The organism is Gardnerella piotii, from assembly GCF_003397585.1.
Classification (GTDB): Bacteria; Actinomycetota; Actinomycetes; order Actinomycetales; family Bifidobacteriaceae; genus Bifidobacterium; species Bifidobacterium piotii.
The window spans coordinates 849,968-869,760 of sequence record NZ_QJUV01000001.1 but is presented as its reverse complement, the minus strand read 5'-3'; the positions used below and the strand labels follow the sequence as shown (position 1 = coordinate 869,760).

Genomic DNA, 19,793 nt, shown 5'->3' with positions numbered 1-19,793 from the left:
TTAATGTGTACGTGTTGTGTTGTTTTTATGTTGTTTTGTTATTTGCAACACAACCAAACGTTTGCTATAGTATCACGGCTATGCCATACGCTAGTATAGAAAAACGTGGCAATTTGCTGTGAGTATTAAAAAATGATTAAAAATTATTAAAAAATACGCAAAAATGGCCATAAATAAAACATCAATAAGATTAAATTAATACAATAGGTCACGTTGGGAGAACGATGCCAAACGCATATTCCCGCGCCAATCAGGCGCATTCAAATGACAAAAATGCCGTTCGACTGCAAAAGCTACTTGCTGAAGCGGGATTTGGTTCAAGACGCAAATGTGAGGAGATTATTCTCGATGGGCGTGTTGAAGTAGATGATGAGCTTGTAACAACACTCGGAACTCGAGTAGATCCAAGTAAGCAAAAAATTCGCGTAGACGGATCCAGAGTAAAGTTCAATCACAAGCTTGTAACGCTTGCGCTTAATAAGCCAAAGCGAGTTTTGAGCGCAATGGATGATCCAAAAGGTCGCTTTACTTTAAGAGATATTGTTGGAGACAAATACGAGCGAATTTTCCACATGGGTCGCTTGGACTACGATTCGGAAGGTCTTATTTTAATGACCAACGATGGCGAGCTAAGCCAGCATGTTATGCACCCAAAGTACGAAGTTGAAAAAACGTATATTGCAACTGTTGAAGGCAAAATCAACGGAATGGTTTGCCGCAGGCTAGTTTCGCAAGGAGTAAATCTGGAAGACGGCTGGATCAAGCTAGACAGATGCGCAATAATCGATCAGAATCACGATGCAACAATCGTAAAAGTTGTTTTGCACTCTGGCAAAAATCGCATTGTGCGTAGGATTTTTGGAGCTGTTGGCTTCCCAGTAAAGCGTCTTGTTCGTACGCAAATCGGCCCTATTAAGTTGGGCGACTTAAAAGCTGGGTCTTATCGCGTGCTTTCGCAAGTAGAAGTGCGCTCGCTTTCTAAGGAGGTTGGCCTGTGATTTGTGTAGCAATTGATGGACCAGCAGGAGTTGGCAAGTCTTCTACTTCTCGCGCTTTAGCACAATACTACGGTTTTGCGTATTTAGATACGGGTGCAATGTATAGAGCTGCTGCTTGGTGGTGCCTAAAGCAAGGAATTGATTTAAGCACTCAGCTTGAATTAGACGAAGAAGGAAATCCAACAAATTCGGCAGATGCAGAACGCTTTAATCAAATTGTTGAAGCTGTTGGAGCATTGTTTACGGAAGATCATGCTGAATTTAGCGTTGATCCAAAAAATCCTGTAGTCGTAATTGATAGTGAAGATATTAGCGAAGAATTGCGTTCCAGCGAAGTTTCTTCGCGCGTGTCTACGGTTTCTTCGATTCCTGCAGTTCGACGCATGCTTATTGCTGCACAACGCGCATATATTGCAGCGCAGTCATCTGAGGATTCTTTCTCTAGCGGAGAAGGCATAGTTGCAGAAGGCCGCGATATTACTACTGTTGTGGCTCCTAATGCGCAAGTTCGAGTGCTTCTTACTGCGCGCGAAGAAGTGCGCCAAGCTCGCAGAAACAAGCAAGATATTGCGCAAGAAAATTCGCAAAATAGCGAATCTAAGAATAATGAATCTTTAGAAGAAGACGATATTCGCGATCGAGACGCTAAAGATTCTAAAGTTACTCATTTTCTTAAAGCTGCAGACGGTGTTACAACTCTAGATAATTCTGATTTGACTTTTGAGCAGACTCTTGACGCGCTTGTAGAGATGGTTGACGATGCAATTGAGCAAGATGAGTACGACCGTTATGCTGCAAATCTTGAAGGCTACGATCTTGACGATGAAGACCGTGCGCTTCTTAGTGGAGATTTAGCAGGCGAAGATGAGTCGAAAGATACAAAAGCTGTTGGAGTAATTGCCGTTATAGGCCGACCAAACGTTGGAAAATCAACGCTTGTAAACCGTATCTTGGGTCACAGAGTTGCTGTTGTAGAAGATACTCCAGGCGTTACTAGAGATCGCGTAAGCTACGATGCTGAGTGGGCTGGAACCAACTTCAAGCTTGTTGATACTGGCGGCTGGGAAGCAGATGTTGAAGGCATTGATTCTTCGATTGCTCAGCAAGCGCAAGTAGCAGTGCGTTTAAGCGATGCTGTGATTTTCTTAGTAGACGGTCAAGTTGGTTTAACAGCTACCGACGAGCGTATTGTTTCAATGCTTCGCGCTGCTGGTAAGCCTATTACTTTGGCAGTTAACAAGGTTGACGACGCTAGAAGTGAGTATTTAACTGCAGAGTTTTGGAAGCTTGGAATGGGAGAGCCTTACGGGATTTCCGCAATGCACGGCAGAGGCGTTGGAGATTTGCTTGACGCGGCTCTTGCATCTTTAAAGAAAGCGAATAAGACTTCTGGATTCTTAACTCCGCAAGGTCTTCGCAGAGTTGCTTTGGTAGGTCGTCCAAACGTTGGTAAGTCTTCGCTTTTGAACCATTTGGCTCACGAAGAACGCTCTGTTGTAAACGACTTGGCTGGAACTACTCGAGACCCTGTTGATGAGGTTGTGCGAGTTGATGGAGAGGATTGGCTGTTTATTGACACTGCTGGTATTAAGCGCAGACAGCACAAGCTTACGGGCGCCGAATACTATTCTTCACTACGTACGCAAGCTGCGATTGAGCGTTCGGAACTTGCTTTGATTCTTTTTGATTCTTCTCAGCCTATTGCAGAGCAGGATCTAAAAGTTATGAGCCAGGCAGTAGATGCAGGTCGCGCAATCGTACTTGTGTTTAACAAGTGGGATTTGATGGACGAATTTTCCAGGCAGCGCATGGAACGCTTGTGGAAAACTGAGTTTGAGCGCGTTACTTGGGCTGAACGCGTTAATCTTTCTGCAAAAACGGGATGGCATACTAACCGTCTTGCGCGCGCTATGCGAACAGCCTTAGAAAACTGGGATAAGCGCATTCCTACAGGCAAGCTTAACGCTTTCTTAGGCCGTATTCAGTCTGCTCATCCACATCCTTTGCGAGGTGGAAAGCAAGCGCGAATCTTATTTGCAACGCAAGCTTCTACGCGCCCTCCGCGTTTTGTAATATTTGCAACTGGCTTCTTAGAGCACGGCTACCGTCGCTTTATTGAGCGTTCTCTTCGAGAAGAGTTTGGATTTGAGGGAACTCCTATTCAAATCTCTGTAAAAGTACGAGATAAGAAGAAGCGTAAGTAAAGTCGCAGGTTAAGCACAAATAAATTGCAAATAAATCTGCGGTTAAAGTTGTGGTTAAAGTTGCGATTAAAGCGTAAGTAAAGTAGGAGCGGAATATGGCTGGATTAGGCGAGTTAGCTCTTGATTTGCATCATGCTAGCGAAGACGAAATTTTTCAAGCATTTGTTGATTGGGTTAAGACTAACAAGCATGTAGATTTGTGGCCGCATCAAGAAGAGTCGGTTATGGATTTGCTTGCAGGAGACCACGTAGTCTTAAACACTCCAACAGGTTCTGGAAAATCGCTAGTAGCGCTCGGCATGCATTTTGCAGCACTTGCCACTGGCAGACGCTCCTACTACACTGCGCCAATCAAAGCACTTGTATCCGAAAAATTCTTCGATTTAGTTGCGATTTTTGGGCGAGACAACGTAGGTATGATTACTGGCGACTCGCATATTAACGCGGACGCTCCAATAATCTGCTGCACGGCGGAAATCTTAGCAAATCAAGCTCTGCGCGAAGGAGCAAACGCAAAAGTCGATTGCGTTGCAATGGACGAATTCCACTACTATGGAGACCCAGAGCGCGGTTGGGCTTGGCAGGTTCCGCTACTTACTCTTGCAAACACGCAATTTTTGCTTATGAGTGCAACTCTTGGAGACGTAACGGATATTGCGGAACGCTTAGAAAGATCAACAAATCGTAGTGTTGATATTATTGCTAACGCTCCAAGACCAATTCCACTAGAATACGAGTACACAGATAAGCCGCTTGCAACAACTGTAGAACTATTATTTAACAAGGGTTTAACGCCAATCTACGTAGTTCATTTTTCGCAAGACGCAGCTCTAGAAACAGCTCAAGCGCTTGCAAGCACGGGGGTTTCTAGCAAAGATCAGCGAGATAAAATTGCGCAAGCAATTAAAGGCACTAAATTTACTACAGGATTCGGCAAAATCTTGCAAAGGCTGCTGCGCACAGGAGTTGGCGTACATCATGCTGGTATGCTTCCGCGCTACCGCAGGCTTGTTGAACAGCTTGCACAACAGGGGTTGCTGCCAGTTATTTGCGGAACAGACACTCTTGGCGTTGGTATTAACGTGCCGATTCACTCTGTTGTGCTTACAGCTCTTACAAAATTTGACGGGAACCGTAGTCGAAAGCTTCGCGCTCGCGAGTTTCACCAAATTGCAGGTCGCGCAGGCAGAATGGGGTTTGATACCGAAGGCTTAGTGGTTAGCGAGGCTCCAGAGTTCGAGATTGAGAATGCGCGCGCTGTTGCAAAAGCTGGAAACGATCCTAAAAAGCTTAAAAAAGTTAAGCGTAAGAAGGCTCCAGAAGGATTTGTTGTTTGGAGTGAGCAAACGTTTACTAAGCTTATTGAAAGCGCTCCCGAAACTTTGAATCCGCATATGGTTGTAACTCACTCAATGATTTTGAACGAAGTTACGCAAGGCGGGGATGCTAGAGCACGCGTTGAAAAACTTATTGGAGATAGTGCGCAAAAGCCGCAAGATAAAGAAAAATTGCTTGAGCGTTGCAACGATATTTTCCAAACTTTGCTTGACACTCAAGTTATTGAATGTAGAGAGCTTTCGGACGGTTCTTGCGATTATGATCTTGATGTTGCTATGCCAGAGGGTTTTGCGCTAGATCAGCCACTTTCGCCGTTCTTGCTTGCTGCTTTGGAACTTCTAGACCCAGAATCTGAAAGTTACGCGCTTGACGTAATTTCTATGGTTGAGTCAACTTTAGATGACCCGAAGCCTGTTCTTCGTGCTCAAGAGCGTAAAGCTCGCGACGCTGCAATGGCTGGCATGAAAGATGATGGCATTGATTACGAGGAGCGCATGGAACGTTTGGCGGAAGTTAGCTACCCTAAGCCTCTTGAAGATTTGCTTGAGCCTGCTTTTGCGCAATATCGCAAAGATGTTCCGTGGGCAAACGACTACTGGATTAAGCCTAAATCTGTGCTTCGAGACATGGTTGAAACAGCATCCGATTTTACTGGCTATATTTCGCGCTATGGCATTGCTAGAAGTGAAGGAACGCTTCTTCGTTACCTTTCGGACGCTTATCGTTCGCTTGCTCGCACTGTGCCAGAAGACATGCTTAACGAAGAATTGCGCGATATTATTTCGTGGCTTCGTCTTGTTGTGCGCTCTATTGATTCGAGTTTGGTTGACGAGTGGGAGAGTGCTGGAGGGTCGGACGCTGAAGCTAGTGCTGTAACTATGGCTGCGCCTTCAACTGCTGAGTCTGTTGTTGCGGATCGAAGAGGACTTATTGTGTTGATTAGAAATGCAATGTTCCGCCGCGTGCAACTTATGGATTTGGAAGATGCGGATGCTTTGGGAGAGCTTGACAAAGCTTGGGGTTACGGCGTTCACGAGTGGAATGATGTGCTTGACGACTATTACGACGAACATGAGTATGTTGGGATAGATTCCAAAGCTCGTGGCGGAGACTTGTTTATTTTGGATGATTCTCTAGAAAAAAATGAGCATTCGTGGAAAGTTCGGCAAATTATTGACGATTCGGACGGAGACCATAATTGGGCTATTACTGGAATTGTTGATTTGGATTCCACACAAGATACAGGCGAAGTTGTGTTCTTTGACTACAGCGTGTCGCATGTTTAGTGTTGTTCTACTTAAGTTTTATTTGCGTTTTGTTTATATTTTACTTATGTTTTATGCAAAATCTAAAATATAGTCGAACGTTTGTTCTATGGATTGAGTATACTTAGATTATGGTTCAGGATTTATTTACAGCAAGTAGTGCGCCTAGCGATGTAACACGTCCATTGGCTGTGCGTATGCGACCGAGCGTTATCGAAGACGTTCTTGGGCAGACTCATGCGCTAAAAGATGGTTCGCCTTTGCGTAGGCTTGCAAATCCTCAATCTAAAGGTTCTCTTACATCTCCAAGTTCTGTTGTGTTGTTTGGGCCTCCAGGTGTTGGTAAAACTACGCTTGCTTATATTGTGGCTCAACAGTCTGGTCGCGTGTTTGAAGAGCTTTCTGCTGTAACTTCTGGAGTGAAAGATGTTAGAGCGGTGCTAGATCGCGCGCATGAGCGTTTGGTTAGTAAAGGTCAAGAAACAGTTCTGTTTATTGACGAAGTTCATCGTTTCTCTAAATCACAGCAAGATGCTTTGCTTCCAAGCGTAGAAAATCGCGATGTAACTTTTATTGGAGCTACTACCGAAAATCCAAGTTTTTCAATTATTAAGCCACTACTTAGTAGATCAGTAGTTGTTAAACTTGAGTCTCTTAGTGTAGAAGATCTGCGCACGCTTATTGAACGCGCAATTTCTAGCGAAAATGGTCTTAATAATCAGCTTAAGATTGATGACGATGCAATAGATTCAATTATTCGTTTAAGCGGGGGAGACGCCCGCAAAACTCTTACGATTTTAGAGGCGGCTGCAGGAGCAGTAACAGGAGATGTTGCGTTGCAGCATGGCAAAAAGAAGCCTGTTATTACTGCCGATATTGTTTCTAACGTAATGGATACTACTACAGTTCGCTACGACAAAGATGGAGACGACCACTACGATGTGATTTCTGCTTTTATTAAGTCAATGCGTGGAAGTGATGTTGACGCTTCTTTGCATTATTTAGCGCGAATGCTTAGAGCTGGGGAAGACCCGCGTTTTATTGCAAGGCGAATTATGATTGCTGCTGCGGAAGAAGTTGGTATGGCAGCTCCGCAAATTTTGCAAGTAACTGTTGCTGCAGCTCAAGCGGTTGCTTTAATTGGCATGCCAGAAGCGCGGATTATTCTTTCGGAAGCTGTGATTGCTGTAGCAACTGCTCCTAAATCAAACGCAAGCTATAATGCGATTAATAAGGCTTTGCAAGATGTTGATGCTGGAAATATTGGTCAAGTTCCTCTTCATTTGCGTAACGCTCCGACTGCTTTAATGAAAAGTTGGGGAAATCACGATGGGTACAAGTATGCTCACGACTACCCAGGAGCTGTTGCATCTCAGCAATATATGCCAGATGAGCTAGTTGGTTGCGAATATTATCACCCAAATAATCGCGGATACGAGCACGAGATTTCACAACGTTTATCTCAAATTCGCGCCATTCTTCATAAATCCGATGACAATAAATAAAGTCAATAATTAAAAGGCTCCTTAGAATTTTAAGAAGCCTTTTAATGCAGTATTACTATTTTTTTTTAAGATAGTTTTAGTCACGAACAAGCATAATGTGGTCAATATCTTCGCGATTTGAAACGCGGAACAGCACAAAGCGGTTGCCAATTACTTGCACAACTTCTGCACCAAGATGCTCTGCAAGTTCTTGTGCAGCTTCTTTAGCACTTAAGCCAGAGCCATCTTGCACAGCACACTTCATAAGCTCGTGCGATTGCATTGTCTCGTCTGCTTGCTTAACAGCAGCATCGCTAATATCATTTTTTCCAACATAAAGCAATGGGCTTAAAGTGTTAGCGAGCGCACGCAATTGCTTAATCTGCTTTTTAGTTAATGCCATTATTTTCCTTCCAAATCGCGTTCAACATGCGTAAAACGCTAAAACGTCAATTTTCAAAACATTAAAACACTAAAACGTCAAAACGCTATATTGTCAAACGCAATTATCAACAACCAACTATCGACCATCTATTTATAACGCTTAAATTTTCAATGCTTATCGGATTATACATTAACCGTAAGAATCTGCGCTCAATGCGCTCAATACGTTCAATACAATAAATCCGCTCAATGCGTTCAATACGCTCGATTATAAATATTCAGGCTATATAAATATTCCAGCAAAAATTATTCCGCACACAATAGCTAATGTAACGCTTAAAAGCGCAAAGTCTTTTATGTGAATTTTCTCTGTATGTAAGTGCGTGCGCTTTGCTCCAGGAACGTAACATCTAGAATCTAGTGCAAGCCCTAGTGTGTTTGCGTGCCGAATCACGCTTGCAAATCCTGGAACTATAAGAGATGTTATTGCTTGCAATCGCTTTTTTATAGACCCGTCTTTTATGTTTCCACCTCTTGCGATTTGAGCTAAGGCTACAGATTCTGCTTCTTTTGAAAGAGTTGGCAAAAATCGCAAAGCAAGGCTCATAATAAGGGCAATTTCTTGACTTGGCAATCCTACGCTTTTAAGAGGCGAAATAATAGACGCGCATGCTTCAGTCAATCGCGTTTGGCTTATTGTTAGTACAATTATTGACCCGATTAGTATAACAAGCGAAAATCTTGAAGCGAAAAGTATTGCAAACTTTATTCCATCATCTGTTATTAATAGCGGCCCGATTCTAAAAAGTTCTCTTCCAGAATGCACAACTAGAAGATTAAACATTCCAGAAAATACGAATATTGCAATAAACATATGCAATGACAATAATAATTTTATAGGCGATATTCTAGCGAGAAATATTAGAGCAAGCGTTGATAGTGCAAGAATTCCTAGTTGATAGAAGTTTGTAATGCTAAACGCGCTAAACATAAGAATTAAGCAAGATATTAGTATTATTCGCGTATTGAATAAGCTTAGCAATGACTTGTTTTTGTTTTTGTTTTCGCTACCATTTTCGCTAGCATTTTCAATCTTTTCGTCTTGTGCTTGTGATTGTTCTTGTTCTTGCACTCGCTTCTTTTTGTTCGAATCTAACGTAACTATGCGCGCACCAAGCGATTTTGCTTCATTTAAATCGTGAGTAATAACAATAATTGTTACGCCTTTATTGTGTAAATCGCTTAAAATTTTTAGCACGATTTTTGCATACTCAAAATCTAATCCTGCTGTAGGCTCATCTAAGACCAAAATTTTTGGATTGCAAGCTAAAATTCCTGCGATTGCTGCTAGTCGTTGCTGGCCTCCAGAAAGCTCGAATGGGGATTTCTGCGCTAAGTGTTCAATATGCAATGATTTTAGCGTGTTTAATACGCGGGAATCTAATTCGCATCCTTCTAATCCAAAGTTTTTTGGTCCATATGCTACATCTTCAAAAACAGTTTGCGCAAAAAGTTGTTGTTCTGGCAATTGCATAACGTAACCAATGTTTTTGCGAATTTCTCGCATTTGCGATTTGCTTGTTTTTTCGCTAATTTTTATTCCGTTTACGCAAATAGAGCCAGAATCATATTTAATAAGTGCGCATATTGCTTTTGCGAGCGTTGATTTTCCGCATCCATTTTTTCCCATTATTGCAACGATTTCGCCTGCTTTTACGCTTAGAGAATAATCGCATAATATAGGAGTTTGATTTTTGCTATAGCTAAGTCTTAGATTCGATATTTCAATTGCTATATTCTTGTTTGTTTTATTGGAATCATGTTTATTTTTGCTTGCTATGTTTGAATTTTCTACATTTTCCGTCATGCTTTTTGATTCAATAACAGCTGGCGATTTTTCCGTGAAAAATTCATCTAATTCCAATAAACTTACATCACGCAATTTTCCGTTTTCTAGCATTAATATTCGATCCGCATTTTTGCATTCGCTAATCTTATGCGTTACTTGCACGATTGTTGTGCCGCTCGCTTGCAACTTGTCAAAAAGCTTATTCACATCTTCTTTTGCGCAAGAATCAAGCATGCTTGTAGGCTCATCTAATACAAGAAGTTTTGATTTTGTAGCAATCGATGACGCAATAGCAACACGCTGCTGCTGACCTCCACTCATATTGCTCGGGTCGCTAAAACGGTGATTTTCCATGTTTACAGCGCGTAAAGCATTGCTTATATTTTTCTTCATAAATTCTTTAGAGGCGCACAAGTTTTCAAGCCCAAAAGCAACATCGTCTTCTACAACTGTTGTAACGATTTGGTCTTCTGGGCTTTGAAACAATGCTCCAATAGATTCTCGTGCTTTTTGGTACGATTTTGAATCAACATTGTTTGCTTCAAAAACTTTTATTCCGCATAGCGTAACAATTCCAGAATCTGGGGAAGAAAGTCCTGCAATAATTTTAGATAGCGTAGATTTTCCACTACCATTTTTGCCTATTATTGCAATTCTTTGACCATATGCTATTTCAAGATCTATTCCGTCTAGAATCCAAGTTTTTCCGCTATCATAGCTAAAGCGAACTTTTTGCAAAGAAACAGCATTATCTTTTTTAGCACAATAATCCGTATTGCTTTTTTCGTCTTTGCAACTTGTTTTATCTTGAATAACTTTATTGCTTTGCATAATCAGCTTGCTTTTTACTTGATTGACGAATGCTATTTTGGCTAATGCTATTTGTTTACTACTTGTTGTAGTTAAGAAGTTTTGAAACAGGCTTATAAACAAGCATAGTTATTACGCAATGAATCGCAAGCTTAATAGCATTAAACGGTAGCAGAGCTGGAACTATAAGAGCAGCAACTTGCTCAACGCTAATATGAGCATAAAGCGGCGTAATTATAAGATTTCCGACTATTGCAAGAGCAATCGCAACTACAGAGCCAACCACAAGTGAAATAATAGCGCCTTCTTTGGTTCTAATTTTTTTGTAGACGATTGCAGCGCTAACAGAAGCGCCCATTGAAACCAATATTGCCATTATTGCGCCAAACGGGTTAGTGAAGAAGTGTGGAGCAAATCCTAGCACGCTTACGATTGCAGCGGCGAATGGTCCGTATGCAAATCCTGCAATCAAACACACAATTCCCGAAGGATCGTATTTAAGGTAGTTTACGTCTGGAATAAGTGGAAATTCTATAAAGCTTACAGCAATAGAGAGCGCAACGAATAGCGCGTATTTAGCAATTTTTTCGCTTGACCAATAGTTTGTGCCAGAGTAAGTTGCGTGATTATTTGCTGTGTGATTGCTTGTTTTACGATTACTATCGTTTGAAATGCCCATTAGAGCCTCCGTTTCTTTCATCCGGACTTTAACCGTTGGCTTCGGATTTTAACCGAATCAGCAGCGCAATGCCGCTCGCGGGCTTCGAGTCAATTCAATAATCCAAGAATTACCTCGTTACCGCCAGTAAGGATTTTCACCTTCCCTGAAACTACACTTTATTTTTATCTTATGCTAAGAACATTTATTGCTAAGTGCTAAAAACATTTAGCAGTTTGATTAACTTTTGACTTGTAACGCTTTTTGATGGCAATGCTAAGTGTAAGATTAAAAGCATGAGTGAAATTACGAATACTTCTGTTAATACTATAGACAAGCTTGCGATTATTGTTGTTACTTATAAGCGCCAGGAGCTTCTTGCAAATTTGTTCAAATCATTTGAGTGTTTAAATCAATGCCCGTGGCGAATTGTTGTTGTAGACAACGAAAGTAGCGAAAAAACGCACAAAATGGTGAATGATTTAAGCGATATTCTTTCGCGCAGATGGGGCGCTTCTAGTGCGGACGATTCTGGCGATTCAAGCCGCGTTGTTTACGCGCCACAAAGTAGCAATCTTGGGGGAGCTGGCGGTTTTAGTGCTGGCGTTAAAAAAGCGTATGAGCTTGGCGCACAATGGTTTTGGGTTATGGACGATGATGTTGAAACTGTTCCAGAATCTATTGAGCGTCTTTGCAAGTGGACTAAAAGCCACGATGTTATTCAAGGAAGCCGTTTAGACTACGACGGTGGCGATTTTTATTGGCAATATAACTTTATTGTTTCTCTTGGAATTCCTAATCCAATCGCTCCAGCAGCATTTGGGCCATCTGGCTACCGCGTTATGAACACAATGTGCTTTGAAGGTGGATTGTTTAAGCGCAATATTGTAGAGAAAATCGGACTTCCAGATTCGCGCTACTTTATTTATTGGGATGATACTACTTATGGCTATCTTGCTAGCAAAGTTACGAATCCGATTGTTGTAAATGACATTATTCTTCGCAGAACTCGTAATATTCCTAATTGGGATATTGCTGGAGTTCGTCAACTAAATTCCACTTCCGACATGAATCGTTATCATATTATGCGAAATCGTGGTTTTATGGCGCGCTACTTTATGATACATGGCGATTTTAGGCCATTTATGTTTGCTCTTGGAACCGCTTTGACTGCTGCAAAAGAGCTTATTAGGCTTGTTGCTGTAGATCGCGAGCATATTTTAAGTGGCGTTAAAAAGCTTTTTACTGGTTGGATTGCAAGCAGAAAAATTTTGCATGATCCTAATTGGAAGCCAATGCCTCCGTTGAAATAGTGTACAAAAATTAAGTCTTAAAGCATCTTAAAGAATCTTAAAACTTCTTAAAACATAATCTAGAAGCCACCTAGCGTTTGCTAAGTGGCTTCTAGATTTTTATTTTATCTCTTTTTTCAGTGGGAGAGGTCGATTACCATTCGACCGCGAATCTTACCGCTGAGCATCTCATCGAAGATGTCGTTAATGTCTTCCATCTTGCGCATATGGCATTTTGGAACAACCTTGCCTTCAGCACCAAACTGGAACGCTTCTTCCAAATCCTTACGAGTTCCAACAAGGGATCCAACCAAGCGGATTCCGTCGAGAACAAGGCGAGGGATGCTGAGTTCCATATCTTCTGGTGGAAGACCAACAGCTGCAACAGTGCCGCCTGCTCGTACAGAGTCAACTGCACAGTTAAAAGCAGCTTTGCTTACAGCGGTTACAACAGCGCCATGAGCGCCGCCTACCTTCTTCATAGCAAATTCAGGAACATTTTCCTTAAGTGGGTTTACGCACAAATCTGCGCCATATTCCTTAGCAAATTCAAGCTGAGCATCGTTAACATCTACTGCGATTACGTGTGCACCAAATACGTTCTTTGCATATTGCAACGCAAGATTACCAAGACCGCCAAGGCCAAAGAGAATAAGCCATTCGCCTGGGTGTACGCCCGACTCCTTAATAGCCTTGTAGGTTGTAACACCAGCGCAAGTGATAGAGCTTGCAGGAGCTGGATCCAAGCCTTCTGGAACCTTTACAGCGTAGTCAGCTGCAACAATGCACTCTTGAGACATGCCACCATCGGCAGTGTATCCTGCATTCAAAACGCTGCGGCAAAGTGTCTCGCGGCCAGTAGTGCAATATTCGCAATGTCCGCAGCCCTTAAAGAACCATGCTACAGATGCACGGTCGCCTGGCTTTAATGTTGTAACACCAGGGCCAACTTCCTTAACAATACCAATGCCTTCGTGGCCTAGAACAACGCCAGTTTTATCGCCAAAATCTTGGTTCTTAACGTGAAGATCGGTGTGACATACGCCGCAGCACTCCATATCGAGTAAGGCTTCACCAAATTCCAATGGACGAAGTTCCTTCTCTACAACCTGAGCCTTCTTATCTTTGGTTGCAACAATAGCCTTCATAGAAACCTCCTTGTTCTATGCTTCATCTTTGAAAAACATTGCTTTTTCAGTTTTCTTTTACCTGTTTGGTAAAAGCTATTTTTTATTCTACATTATTTTTACGATTTTTCATGATAAAAATCACATTTTAAGAAAAATTTTTATAAAAATTTATGGCTTAATGATAATAATTATCGTATTCAATATTTTTCTTATCGTTTTCTTATCTTTTTCTTCTGCTCAACACTCCGTAAAATTGCTTGAATACAGCAGAAAATCACTATATATTTTTTTATTTTTGATTATAACTTGCATTCAACAATAAATCAGGCTACTATGGCATCTTGCTTGCGGATATAGCTTAGTTGGTAAAGCGCAACCTTGCCAAGGTTGAGACCGCGGGTTCGAGTCCCGCTGTCCGCTCCATTTGATTTCTCAGCAGACATGTCCTCATATCTACTGAGATTTTTTATTTTCTATTACATGTCTCAGCACGTATGCCAGCTTTCGGTGTTATAGGCAGCCAAAAGGGTATAGGCCAAAACTGCGTAAAGCTAAGCTGATGAATATTCTGAAAATAGAATTAGTCAGCCTAGCTTTGGACTATAAAGCAATTCTTTTTATTCAATGTGTATAACTTTTGTTAGATAATCCTTGATTTTTCGGCGAAAATTCAAGCGTTATGAATGTTTTATCCACATATTAAATTAACTCTTTTATTTTTTGCAATAAGCTGTATGCTTTACTTAAACATTAGAAAATAATGTGAAAACAAAATTAACAAATAAGGAATTAAAAAATAAATGACTTGACAAAATTTTAGGAAAGAAGGAGAGAATGAGAAATTTTTCTAACACTCTGTTATACGCAAACGATGATGATAATGAGACATTTTGGGAGGTTATTAATAGTAACTTCCCAGATCAAGTAGATCCGTCGCGGTTCCAGACTAAAGATAGAAGACCTTTTCCAGTTTATGAAGGTTTAATACCAGTTGGGTCTTCTCGCTCAATGGCAAGTTATCACGTATCATCGTGTTTCAATAATACGCATGGTAAAAAGATGTACCTATATCTTGCAATGCAAATATGCAAAGTAGCGTGCATAGTAGGTGATATTTCTCACGGCAGGCCAATATCGCCAGAGATGAAAAGAGCATTAACAAAAGAGTGTATATACAAACTCGAGAATATGTGGTACTTGATTAATGAATGCTACAAAGATAAGCATAATGAGGCAGAAGTTTCTAAGCTAAGAAGCAATCCAACAATACCTAAGATGATAAATGGAATACTGGTTTCTCCATCACAATTAGAGGCAGTTGTTTTGCTTCATATTGGAGATACAGAATATTGGACATCTTTAACACTTAGATTCATAATGGGAAAATGGGTTTGCACGTTAGCAGATATAGGTTAGGTTTTACCTAATCGTAGTTTGCATAATATGAATTTTAAGTAGTTATTGATTTAATTAAGTATGTACATGCATAAACATGTTGGATTATGTAGCTTATTTGCGTAACGCCCCTAGAATATAATTTGCATTTGCTGTTTTACTCAAGGGGTTTTCTAAATCATTATTTGTTAAATTGTTATTTTGTAAAAAATGCCAATTTTCTGTGCATATTTTTGTATCTTCATAGTTTTGTGTTGGCATGCTTATACCGTACAATTAAGAATATGCTGCGAGAATTTTCTGTAGAAGACATTCACCCAACTAACGATGGTGACACAATTTATTCATTGCTTGCCAATAGGGCAATGCGAGACCCGCAAGGCGTGATTGCACAATGGCAAGATGACAATACTCGTCAATGGCACGATGTTAGCGCATCACAGATGCTATCCAAAGTTCGTTCTACTGCAAGAGGCTTAATCGCTCTTGGTGTTAAGCAAGGAGACAAAATCGTTATTTACTCTCCAACTTGTTACGAATGGGGTGTTGTTGACTTTGCGTGCGCTTGTATTGGTGCTGTAAGCATACCTATTTACGAAACTGACTCCGCTCTTCAAGCTGCAGATATTATTTCGGAAGTAAAGCCTGTTATCGCTTTTGCAGGAGACGATGAGCATGCGCAATGCTTGGAAAGAGTTCGTCAAGACAATAAGCGAATTTCGTTAAAAACGGTTTTTAACTTTAAGGCCAATGGTATTGATGCTGTTATTGATTTTGGAAAATCAATAAGCGACGATGAGCTAAATAATGCTATTAATCAAATAAAAGCAGATGATTTAGCAACTATTGTTTACACTTCTGGCTCTACTGGCAAGCCAAAGGGAGCAATGCTTACTAATAGAAACTTTACGCACATTGTTTACGCAGCATACGATGTTCTAAACGACATGTTGTATAAGCCAAGTAGAATACTTCTATTCCTTCCTCTTGCACATTGCTTTGCAAGGTATATTCAATATGTTGCAGTTGGAGCGAACGGCGTTATTGGTTATGTTCCAAACGCTAAGCATTTGTTGGCAGATTTGCGTAGTTTTAAGCCTACGTATTTGCTTGGCGTTCCTCGAGTGTTTGAAAAAGTTTATAACGCAGCATCTCAAAAAGCTGGCGCTGGAATCCGCGGTAGAATCTTTGCTAAGGCTGTTCAGCATTTTGCTGAGTGGTCTAAAGACGAAGTCGAAGGAAAATCGCATTCTATTTATGCAAAATTGCAGCACGATTTTTATATGAAGACTGTTGGTTCTTCTATAAGATCTGCACTTGGTCCTAATTTAGCGTGGCTAGCTTGTGGTGGTGCTCCAATAAATGCAGAGCTTGCTCACTTCTTTAATGGATTAGATGGAATAACTTTTATTCAAGGTTATGGAATGACGGAAACAGCTGCTCCATGCGTTGTTAACTTTGAGCATGCTAATCAAGTTGGTTCTGTTGGAAAGCCTGGTCCTGGAATCACAATTCGCATTGCAAATGATGGCGAAGTTCTTGTAAAAGGTCCTAATGTTTTTGTTGGATATTACGGAAAGCCAGAGCTTACTGCAGGAGTTATTGACCAAGATGGATGGCTTCATTCTGGCGATTTAGGCGAGATTGATGATGAGGGCTTCTTAACAATTACTGGCAGAAAAAAAGACATTATTATCACTGCTGGCGGAAAGAACATAAGTCCTGCTCCTCTTGAAACCATTATTGCAAAGTGTCCTATTGTTTCGCATGCAGTGGTTGTTGGAGATGGAAAGCCATTTGTTTCTGCTCTTATTGAGCTTGAGCCAGATATGGTTCGTTCTTGGCTTAATAATCAAGGAATGGATGAGACTATTCCAATGAAAGATATTGCACAAAATGATGCAATCCGATCTGTTGTTCAGCAATTTATTGATCAAGCTAATAGCACAGTTTCTAGAGCGGAGTCTATTCGTAAATTTGTTATTTTAGACGAAGAATTCTCTCAAGATGCTGGTACGTTAACGCCAAGCATGAAGGTTGTGCGTCCAAAGGTTTTGAAGAAATATAGCGATATTATTGAAACGCAGCTTTATGCTCCAAAACCTAATAGTAGGCCACTTCCTGCAACGGTTAAGATTTTAGATAAAACAACCGAAACTGTTAAGCAGGCTCAAGAAACTGTTAAGCAAGCTCAAGAGGTTGTTACTCCTAAAGTTAAGCAAGCTATTGATCAAGCTGCAACGCATTTGAAGCGTTTTGGAGAAGATTTGCCTGTGCAATCCGATTCTAAGGAATCTTATTCAACTAATGAAGATGGAGTAAACCAAACCGTTAGTGAATAAGATTATAAAATAAGATACTAATAGGCTAATTAACAATTGCAAATATAGATTTACAGCTGGTATTACGATAAAGCTTGTATAATTATAGATTGCGATTTTAATTAGCCTTTTGTTTTAAGGAGTGCCGTGACTATTAGACAAATCCGCGTTGTTCCAGACCCTGTTCTTAGAACACCTTGTGATGAAATTCGCGAGATTACACCATCTGTTAGAAGTCTTGTAGAAGATTTATTAGAAACTGTAAACGACCCAGGTCGTGCAGGTCTTAGCGCAAACCAAATTGGTGTTAATCTTAGAGCATTTTCTTATAACATTGATGGAACAATAGGCTATATTCTAAATCCTGTTATAGAAGAGCTTAATGGTGAACAATACGGAGATGAGGGCTGCTTATCGGTTCCAGGATTGTGGTACAAGACCCGCAGAGCTGATTATGCTAGAGCAAGAGGAATAGATCTAGACGGTAAAACTGTTGTTTTAGAAGGTAAAGGCTTAATGGCCCGCATGATTCAACATGAATGTGACCATCTTGATGGTCATGTGTATATTGACCGTTTAGAAAAAGATGTTAGAAAGCAAGCTTTACGCCAATTGCGCAATAGCTCTTCTAAGTAGCTAATTTAGATATTGTAGATAATTTTAAGTAGCTAATTTAATAAATTATCGCGATTTTTTATAGAGATTGATTACAAAGTTAGTATAAAGCTTCTGTTATAATTTGGATTTGCGTGTTCGCTTTGAGCATGAGTGTTGTCGCGTTATACGATTGCTCGTTTTTTATTGTCTATCAGAATGCGCATATACGCGCCATGTACGCGTCCGTTCGTGTCGGTCGGCTTGGATTTAGTTATATGCTAGCCAAGTTGCATGCGAACAGACATGGCCAGGCAAGAACCGACAAGAAAGGTATATAGATATGGCACAGATTACCATGAGCGAAATGCTGAAGGCTGGTTTGCACTTCGGTCACCAAACTCGTCGCTGGAATCCAAAGATGAAGCAGTTCATTCTTACTCAGCGCAATGGTATTCATATCATCAATTTGTTCAAGTCGCTCGACATGATCGACAAGGCTTATGACTTTATTAAGCAGACTGTTGCTCATAATGGCACTGTTTTGTTTGTGGGTACTAAAAAGCAGGCTCAAGAAGCTGTGCAAAATCAGGCTACTCGCGTAAACATGCCTTACGTAAGTGAGCGCTGGCTCGGCGGTATGTTGACTAACTTCCAAACTGTTTCTACTCGCGTAAAGCGTTTGAAGGAACTCGAGGAAATGGACTTTACCGACGTTCGTGGATCTGGTTTAACCAAGAAGGAACTTTTGCTTCTTGAGCGCGAAAAGGATAAGCTTTCCAAGCAGCTCGGCGGTATTCGCAATATGAACCGTACTCCTTCTGCAATGTTTGTTGTAGACGTTAACAAGGAAGCTTTGGCTGTTGAAGAAGCACACAAGCTCGGTATTCCAGTTGTGGCAATCGTTGACACCAACACCGATCCAGAATCCGTTGAGTATCCAATTCCAGCAAACGACGATGCAATTCGTGGTGTAGAGCTTCTTACAAGCTTGATGGCCGATGCTGTTGCAGAAGGTTTGCTTGATCACGCTGGCAAGGGTGCAAAGGCTGAAGATGCCAATGCTCAGCCAATGGCAGCATGGGAAAAGGAACTGCTCACTAAGGAATCTGAACAGTCCGACAATGAAGCCAAGGCTGAATAAGCCTGTTGGCAGTTAATGAGGAGAACAAAATGGCAGCAATTACTGCAGCGTTGATTAAGCAGGTGCGCGAAGAAACTGGCGCAGGCATGATGGACGTTAAGAAGGCTCTTACTGAAGCCGAAGGCGATGTAGCTCGCGCTAAGGAAATCATCCGCGCTAAGGGCATTCAGGCCGCTGGCAAGCGTGAAGGTCGCAAGGCTCAAGAAGGAACCGTTGCTTCTAAGGTTGTTAAGACTGCAGAAGGCGAAACTGGTTATGCAGTTGAGTTGAATTCCGAAACTGACTTTGTTGCTAAGACACCAAAGTTTGTTGAATTCTCCGAAACTGTGTTGAACAATGCTATTGAAGCCAATGCTTCTAATGCAGAAGAGCTTCTTGCCGCTAAGGCTGGAGATGCTACTGTTAAGGAAGAAGTTGAAGAAGCAGCAGCATTGTTTGGCGAGCACGTTAAGGTTGGCCAGATTGCTAAGGTTAGCGGTCCTCACGTTGAGGTTTATGCTCACAAGAAGTCCGTTGAATTGCCTCCAAGCATTGTTTCTATGATTGCTACCGACGAAGCAGGCGCTAAGGTTGCTCACGAAGCTGCTTTGCAGATTTCCGCTATGGGTGCTCAGTGGCTCCGCCGCGAAGACGTTCCAGCAGATGTGTTGGAGTCCGAGCGTCGCGTTGCTACCGAAAAGTCCTTGGCAGAAGGCAAGCCAGAAAAGATCGTTCCAAAGATTGTTGAAGGCCGTTTGAACGCCTTCTTCAAGGAAACTGTTCTTCTTGAGCAAGCTTATGTTAAGGATCCTTCCAAGACTATTGGCGACTTGTTCAAGGAAGTTGGCGGCTCTGCTTTAGCTTTCGCTCGTGTTGAGGTTGGCAAAGGCTCTGCTGAATAGTTTTTGCTAAGTTTCAAATAATTTTCTTTTACTGAAAACTATTTGA

General features: G+C 41.3%; 14 protein-coding genes, 1 tRNA gene and 1 riboswitch. Of the genes, 11 read left to right on the top strand and 4 right to left on the bottom strand.

Features of this window, described 5'->3' with window-relative positions:
• Window positions 1-224 precede the first annotated feature (224 nt).
• From D0T20_RS03885 to D0T20_RS03870, 4 genes are all read left to right on the top strand, one after another.
• Window positions 225-998, top strand: coding sequence for a pseudouridine synthase (locus D0T20_RS03885; RefSeq protein ID WP_004133164.1), 774 nt, complete (start codon window positions 225-227; stop codon window positions 996-998).
• Window positions 995-3,202, top strand: coding sequence for a bifunctional cytidylate kinase/GTPase Der (der, locus tag D0T20_RS03880; protein WP_116438439.1), 2,208 nt, complete (start codon window positions 995-997; stop codon window positions 3,200-3,202). The genes D0T20_RS03885 and der overlap by 4 nt, the downstream gene beginning before the upstream one ends.
• Window positions 3,203-3,297: 95 nt before the next feature.
• Window positions 3,298-5,826, top strand: coding sequence for a DEAD/DEAH box helicase (locus D0T20_RS03875; RefSeq protein ID WP_116438438.1), 2,529 nt, complete (start codon window positions 3,298-3,300; stop codon window positions 5,824-5,826).
• A 110-nt stretch (window positions 5,827-5,936) separates the two neighbouring features.
• Window positions 5,937-7,310 carry a replication-associated recombination protein A gene (locus D0T20_RS03870; protein WP_116438437.1) on the top strand — a complete coding sequence of 458 codons (1,374 nt, stop codon included), beginning with the start codon at window positions 5,937-5,939 and terminating at the stop codon, window positions 7,308-7,310.
• 76 nt (window positions 7,311-7,386) lie between these two features.
• Here the strand turns inward: D0T20_RS03870 and D0T20_RS03865 are convergent, their stop codons facing one another.
• The 3 genes from D0T20_RS03865 to D0T20_RS03855 form a co-directional block, all read right to left on the bottom strand.
• Window positions 7,387-7,692, bottom strand: a complete 306-nt coding sequence (locus tag D0T20_RS03865; protein ID WP_004130815.1) for a YhbY family RNA-binding protein — start codon at window positions 7,690-7,692, stop codon at window positions 7,387-7,389.
• A 264-nt stretch (window positions 7,693-7,956) separates the two neighbouring features.
• On the bottom strand, window positions 7,957-10,353 hold the full coding sequence (locus D0T20_RS03860) for an energy-coupling factor transporter ATPase (protein ID WP_116438436.1): 2,397 nt from the start codon (window positions 10,351-10,353) through the stop codon (window positions 7,957-7,959).
• A gap of 58 nt (window positions 10,354-10,411) precedes the next feature.
• Complete coding sequence (locus D0T20_RS03855) at window positions 10,412-11,011, bottom strand: ECF transporter S component (protein ID WP_116438435.1); 600 nt, start codon at window positions 11,009-11,011, stop codon at window positions 10,412-10,414.
• A gap of 5 nt (window positions 11,012-11,016) precedes the next feature.
• A riboswitch (FMN riboswitch) is annotated at window positions 11,017-11,168 on the bottom strand.
• Between the two features lie 118 nt (window positions 11,169-11,286).
• On the opposite strand from D0T20_RS03855, the gene D0T20_RS03850 reads away from it, so the two are divergent.
• Window positions 11,287-12,303: a glycosyltransferase gene (locus D0T20_RS03850; RefSeq protein WP_116438434.1), complete on the top strand. Its 1,017-nt coding sequence runs from the start codon at window positions 11,287-11,289 to the stop codon at window positions 12,301-12,303.
• A 116-nt stretch (window positions 12,304-12,419) separates the two neighbouring features.
• On the opposite strand, the gene adhP is transcribed toward D0T20_RS03850, so the two are convergent.
• Window positions 12,420-13,430, bottom strand: a complete 1,011-nt coding sequence (gene adhP / locus D0T20_RS03845; RefSeq protein WP_004125922.1) for an alcohol dehydrogenase AdhP — start codon at window positions 13,428-13,430, stop codon at window positions 12,420-12,422.
• A 329-nt stretch (window positions 13,431-13,759) separates the two neighbouring features.
• Between adhP and D0T20_RS03835 the strand changes: the two genes are divergently transcribed.
• The 6 genes from D0T20_RS03835 to tsf all read left to right on the top strand — a co-directional run bounded on the left by D0T20_RS03835 (window position 13,760) and on the right by tsf (window position 19,747).
• Window positions 13,760-13,835 (top strand) — tRNA-Gly (locus D0T20_RS03835).
• A 411-nt stretch (window positions 13,836-14,246) separates the two neighbouring features.
• Window positions 14,247-14,828 (top strand): hypothetical protein, encoded by a 582-nt coding sequence (locus tag D0T20_RS03830; protein ID WP_004130824.1) that lies wholly within the window; start codon window positions 14,247-14,249, stop codon window positions 14,826-14,828.
• A 263-nt stretch (window positions 14,829-15,091) separates the two neighbouring features.
• On the top strand, window positions 15,092-17,149 hold the full coding sequence (locus tag D0T20_RS03825; RefSeq protein ID WP_116438432.1) for an AMP-dependent synthetase/ligase: 2,058 nt from the start codon (window positions 15,092-15,094) through the stop codon (window positions 17,147-17,149).
• A 126-nt stretch (window positions 17,150-17,275) separates the two neighbouring features.
• Window positions 17,276-17,764, top strand: a complete 489-nt coding sequence (locus D0T20_RS03820; RefSeq protein WP_016801421.1) for a peptide deformylase — start codon at window positions 17,276-17,278, stop codon at window positions 17,762-17,764.
• Window positions 17,765-18,065: 301 nt separating this feature from the next.
• Entirely contained in the window at window positions 18,066-18,866 is an 801-nt protein-coding gene (gene rpsB / locus D0T20_RS03815; protein WP_016792016.1) for a 30S ribosomal protein S2, read from the top strand.
• A 29-nt stretch (window positions 18,867-18,895) separates the two neighbouring features.
• Window positions 18,896-19,747, top strand: a complete 852-nt coding sequence (gene tsf, locus D0T20_RS03810; RefSeq protein ID WP_016635306.1) for a translation elongation factor Ts — start codon at window positions 18,896-18,898, stop codon at window positions 19,745-19,747.
• Window positions 19,748-19,793 lie beyond the last annotated feature (46 nt).

Coding starts and splice junctions, on each gene's coding strand:
- D0T20_RS03885 (WP_004133164.1), top strand. CDS start 225: ATGCCAAACGCATATTCCCGCGCCAATCAGGCGCATTCAAATGACAAA.
- D0T20_RS03875 (WP_116438438.1), top strand. CDS start 3,298: ATGGCTGGATTAGGCGAGTTAGCTCTTGATTTGCATCATGCTAGCGAA.
- D0T20_RS03870 (WP_116438437.1), top strand. CDS start 5,937: ATGGTTCAGGATTTATTTACAGCAAGTAGTGCGCCTAGCGATGTAACA.
- D0T20_RS03865 (WP_004130815.1), bottom strand. CDS start 7,692: ATGGCATTAACTAAAAAGCAGATTAAGCAATTGCGTGCGCTCGCTAAC.
- D0T20_RS03860 (WP_116438436.1), bottom strand. CDS start 10,353: ATGCAAAGCAATAAAGTTATTCAAGATAAAACAAGTTGCAAAGACGAA.
- D0T20_RS03855 (WP_116438435.1), bottom strand. CDS start 11,011: ATGGGCATTTCAAACGATAGTAATCGTAAAACAAGCAATCACACAGCA.
- D0T20_RS03850 (WP_116438434.1), top strand. CDS start 11,287: ATGAGTGAAATTACGAATACTTCTGTTAATACTATAGACAAGCTTGCG.
- adhP (WP_004125922.1), bottom strand. CDS start 13,430: ATGAAGGCTATTGTTGCAACCAAAGATAAGAAGGCTCAGGTTGTAGAG.
- D0T20_RS03830 (WP_004130824.1), top strand. CDS start 14,247: ATGAGAAATTTTTCTAACACTCTGTTATACGCAAACGATGATGATAAT.
- D0T20_RS03825 (WP_116438432.1), top strand. CDS start 15,092: ATGCTGCGAGAATTTTCTGTAGAAGACATTCACCCAACTAACGATGGT.
- rpsB (WP_016792016.1), top strand. CDS start 18,066: ATGGCACAGATTACCATGAGCGAAATGCTGAAGGCTGGTTTGCACTTC.
- tsf (WP_016635306.1), top strand. CDS start 18,896: ATGGCAGCAATTACTGCAGCGTTGATTAAGCAGGTGCGCGAAGAAACT.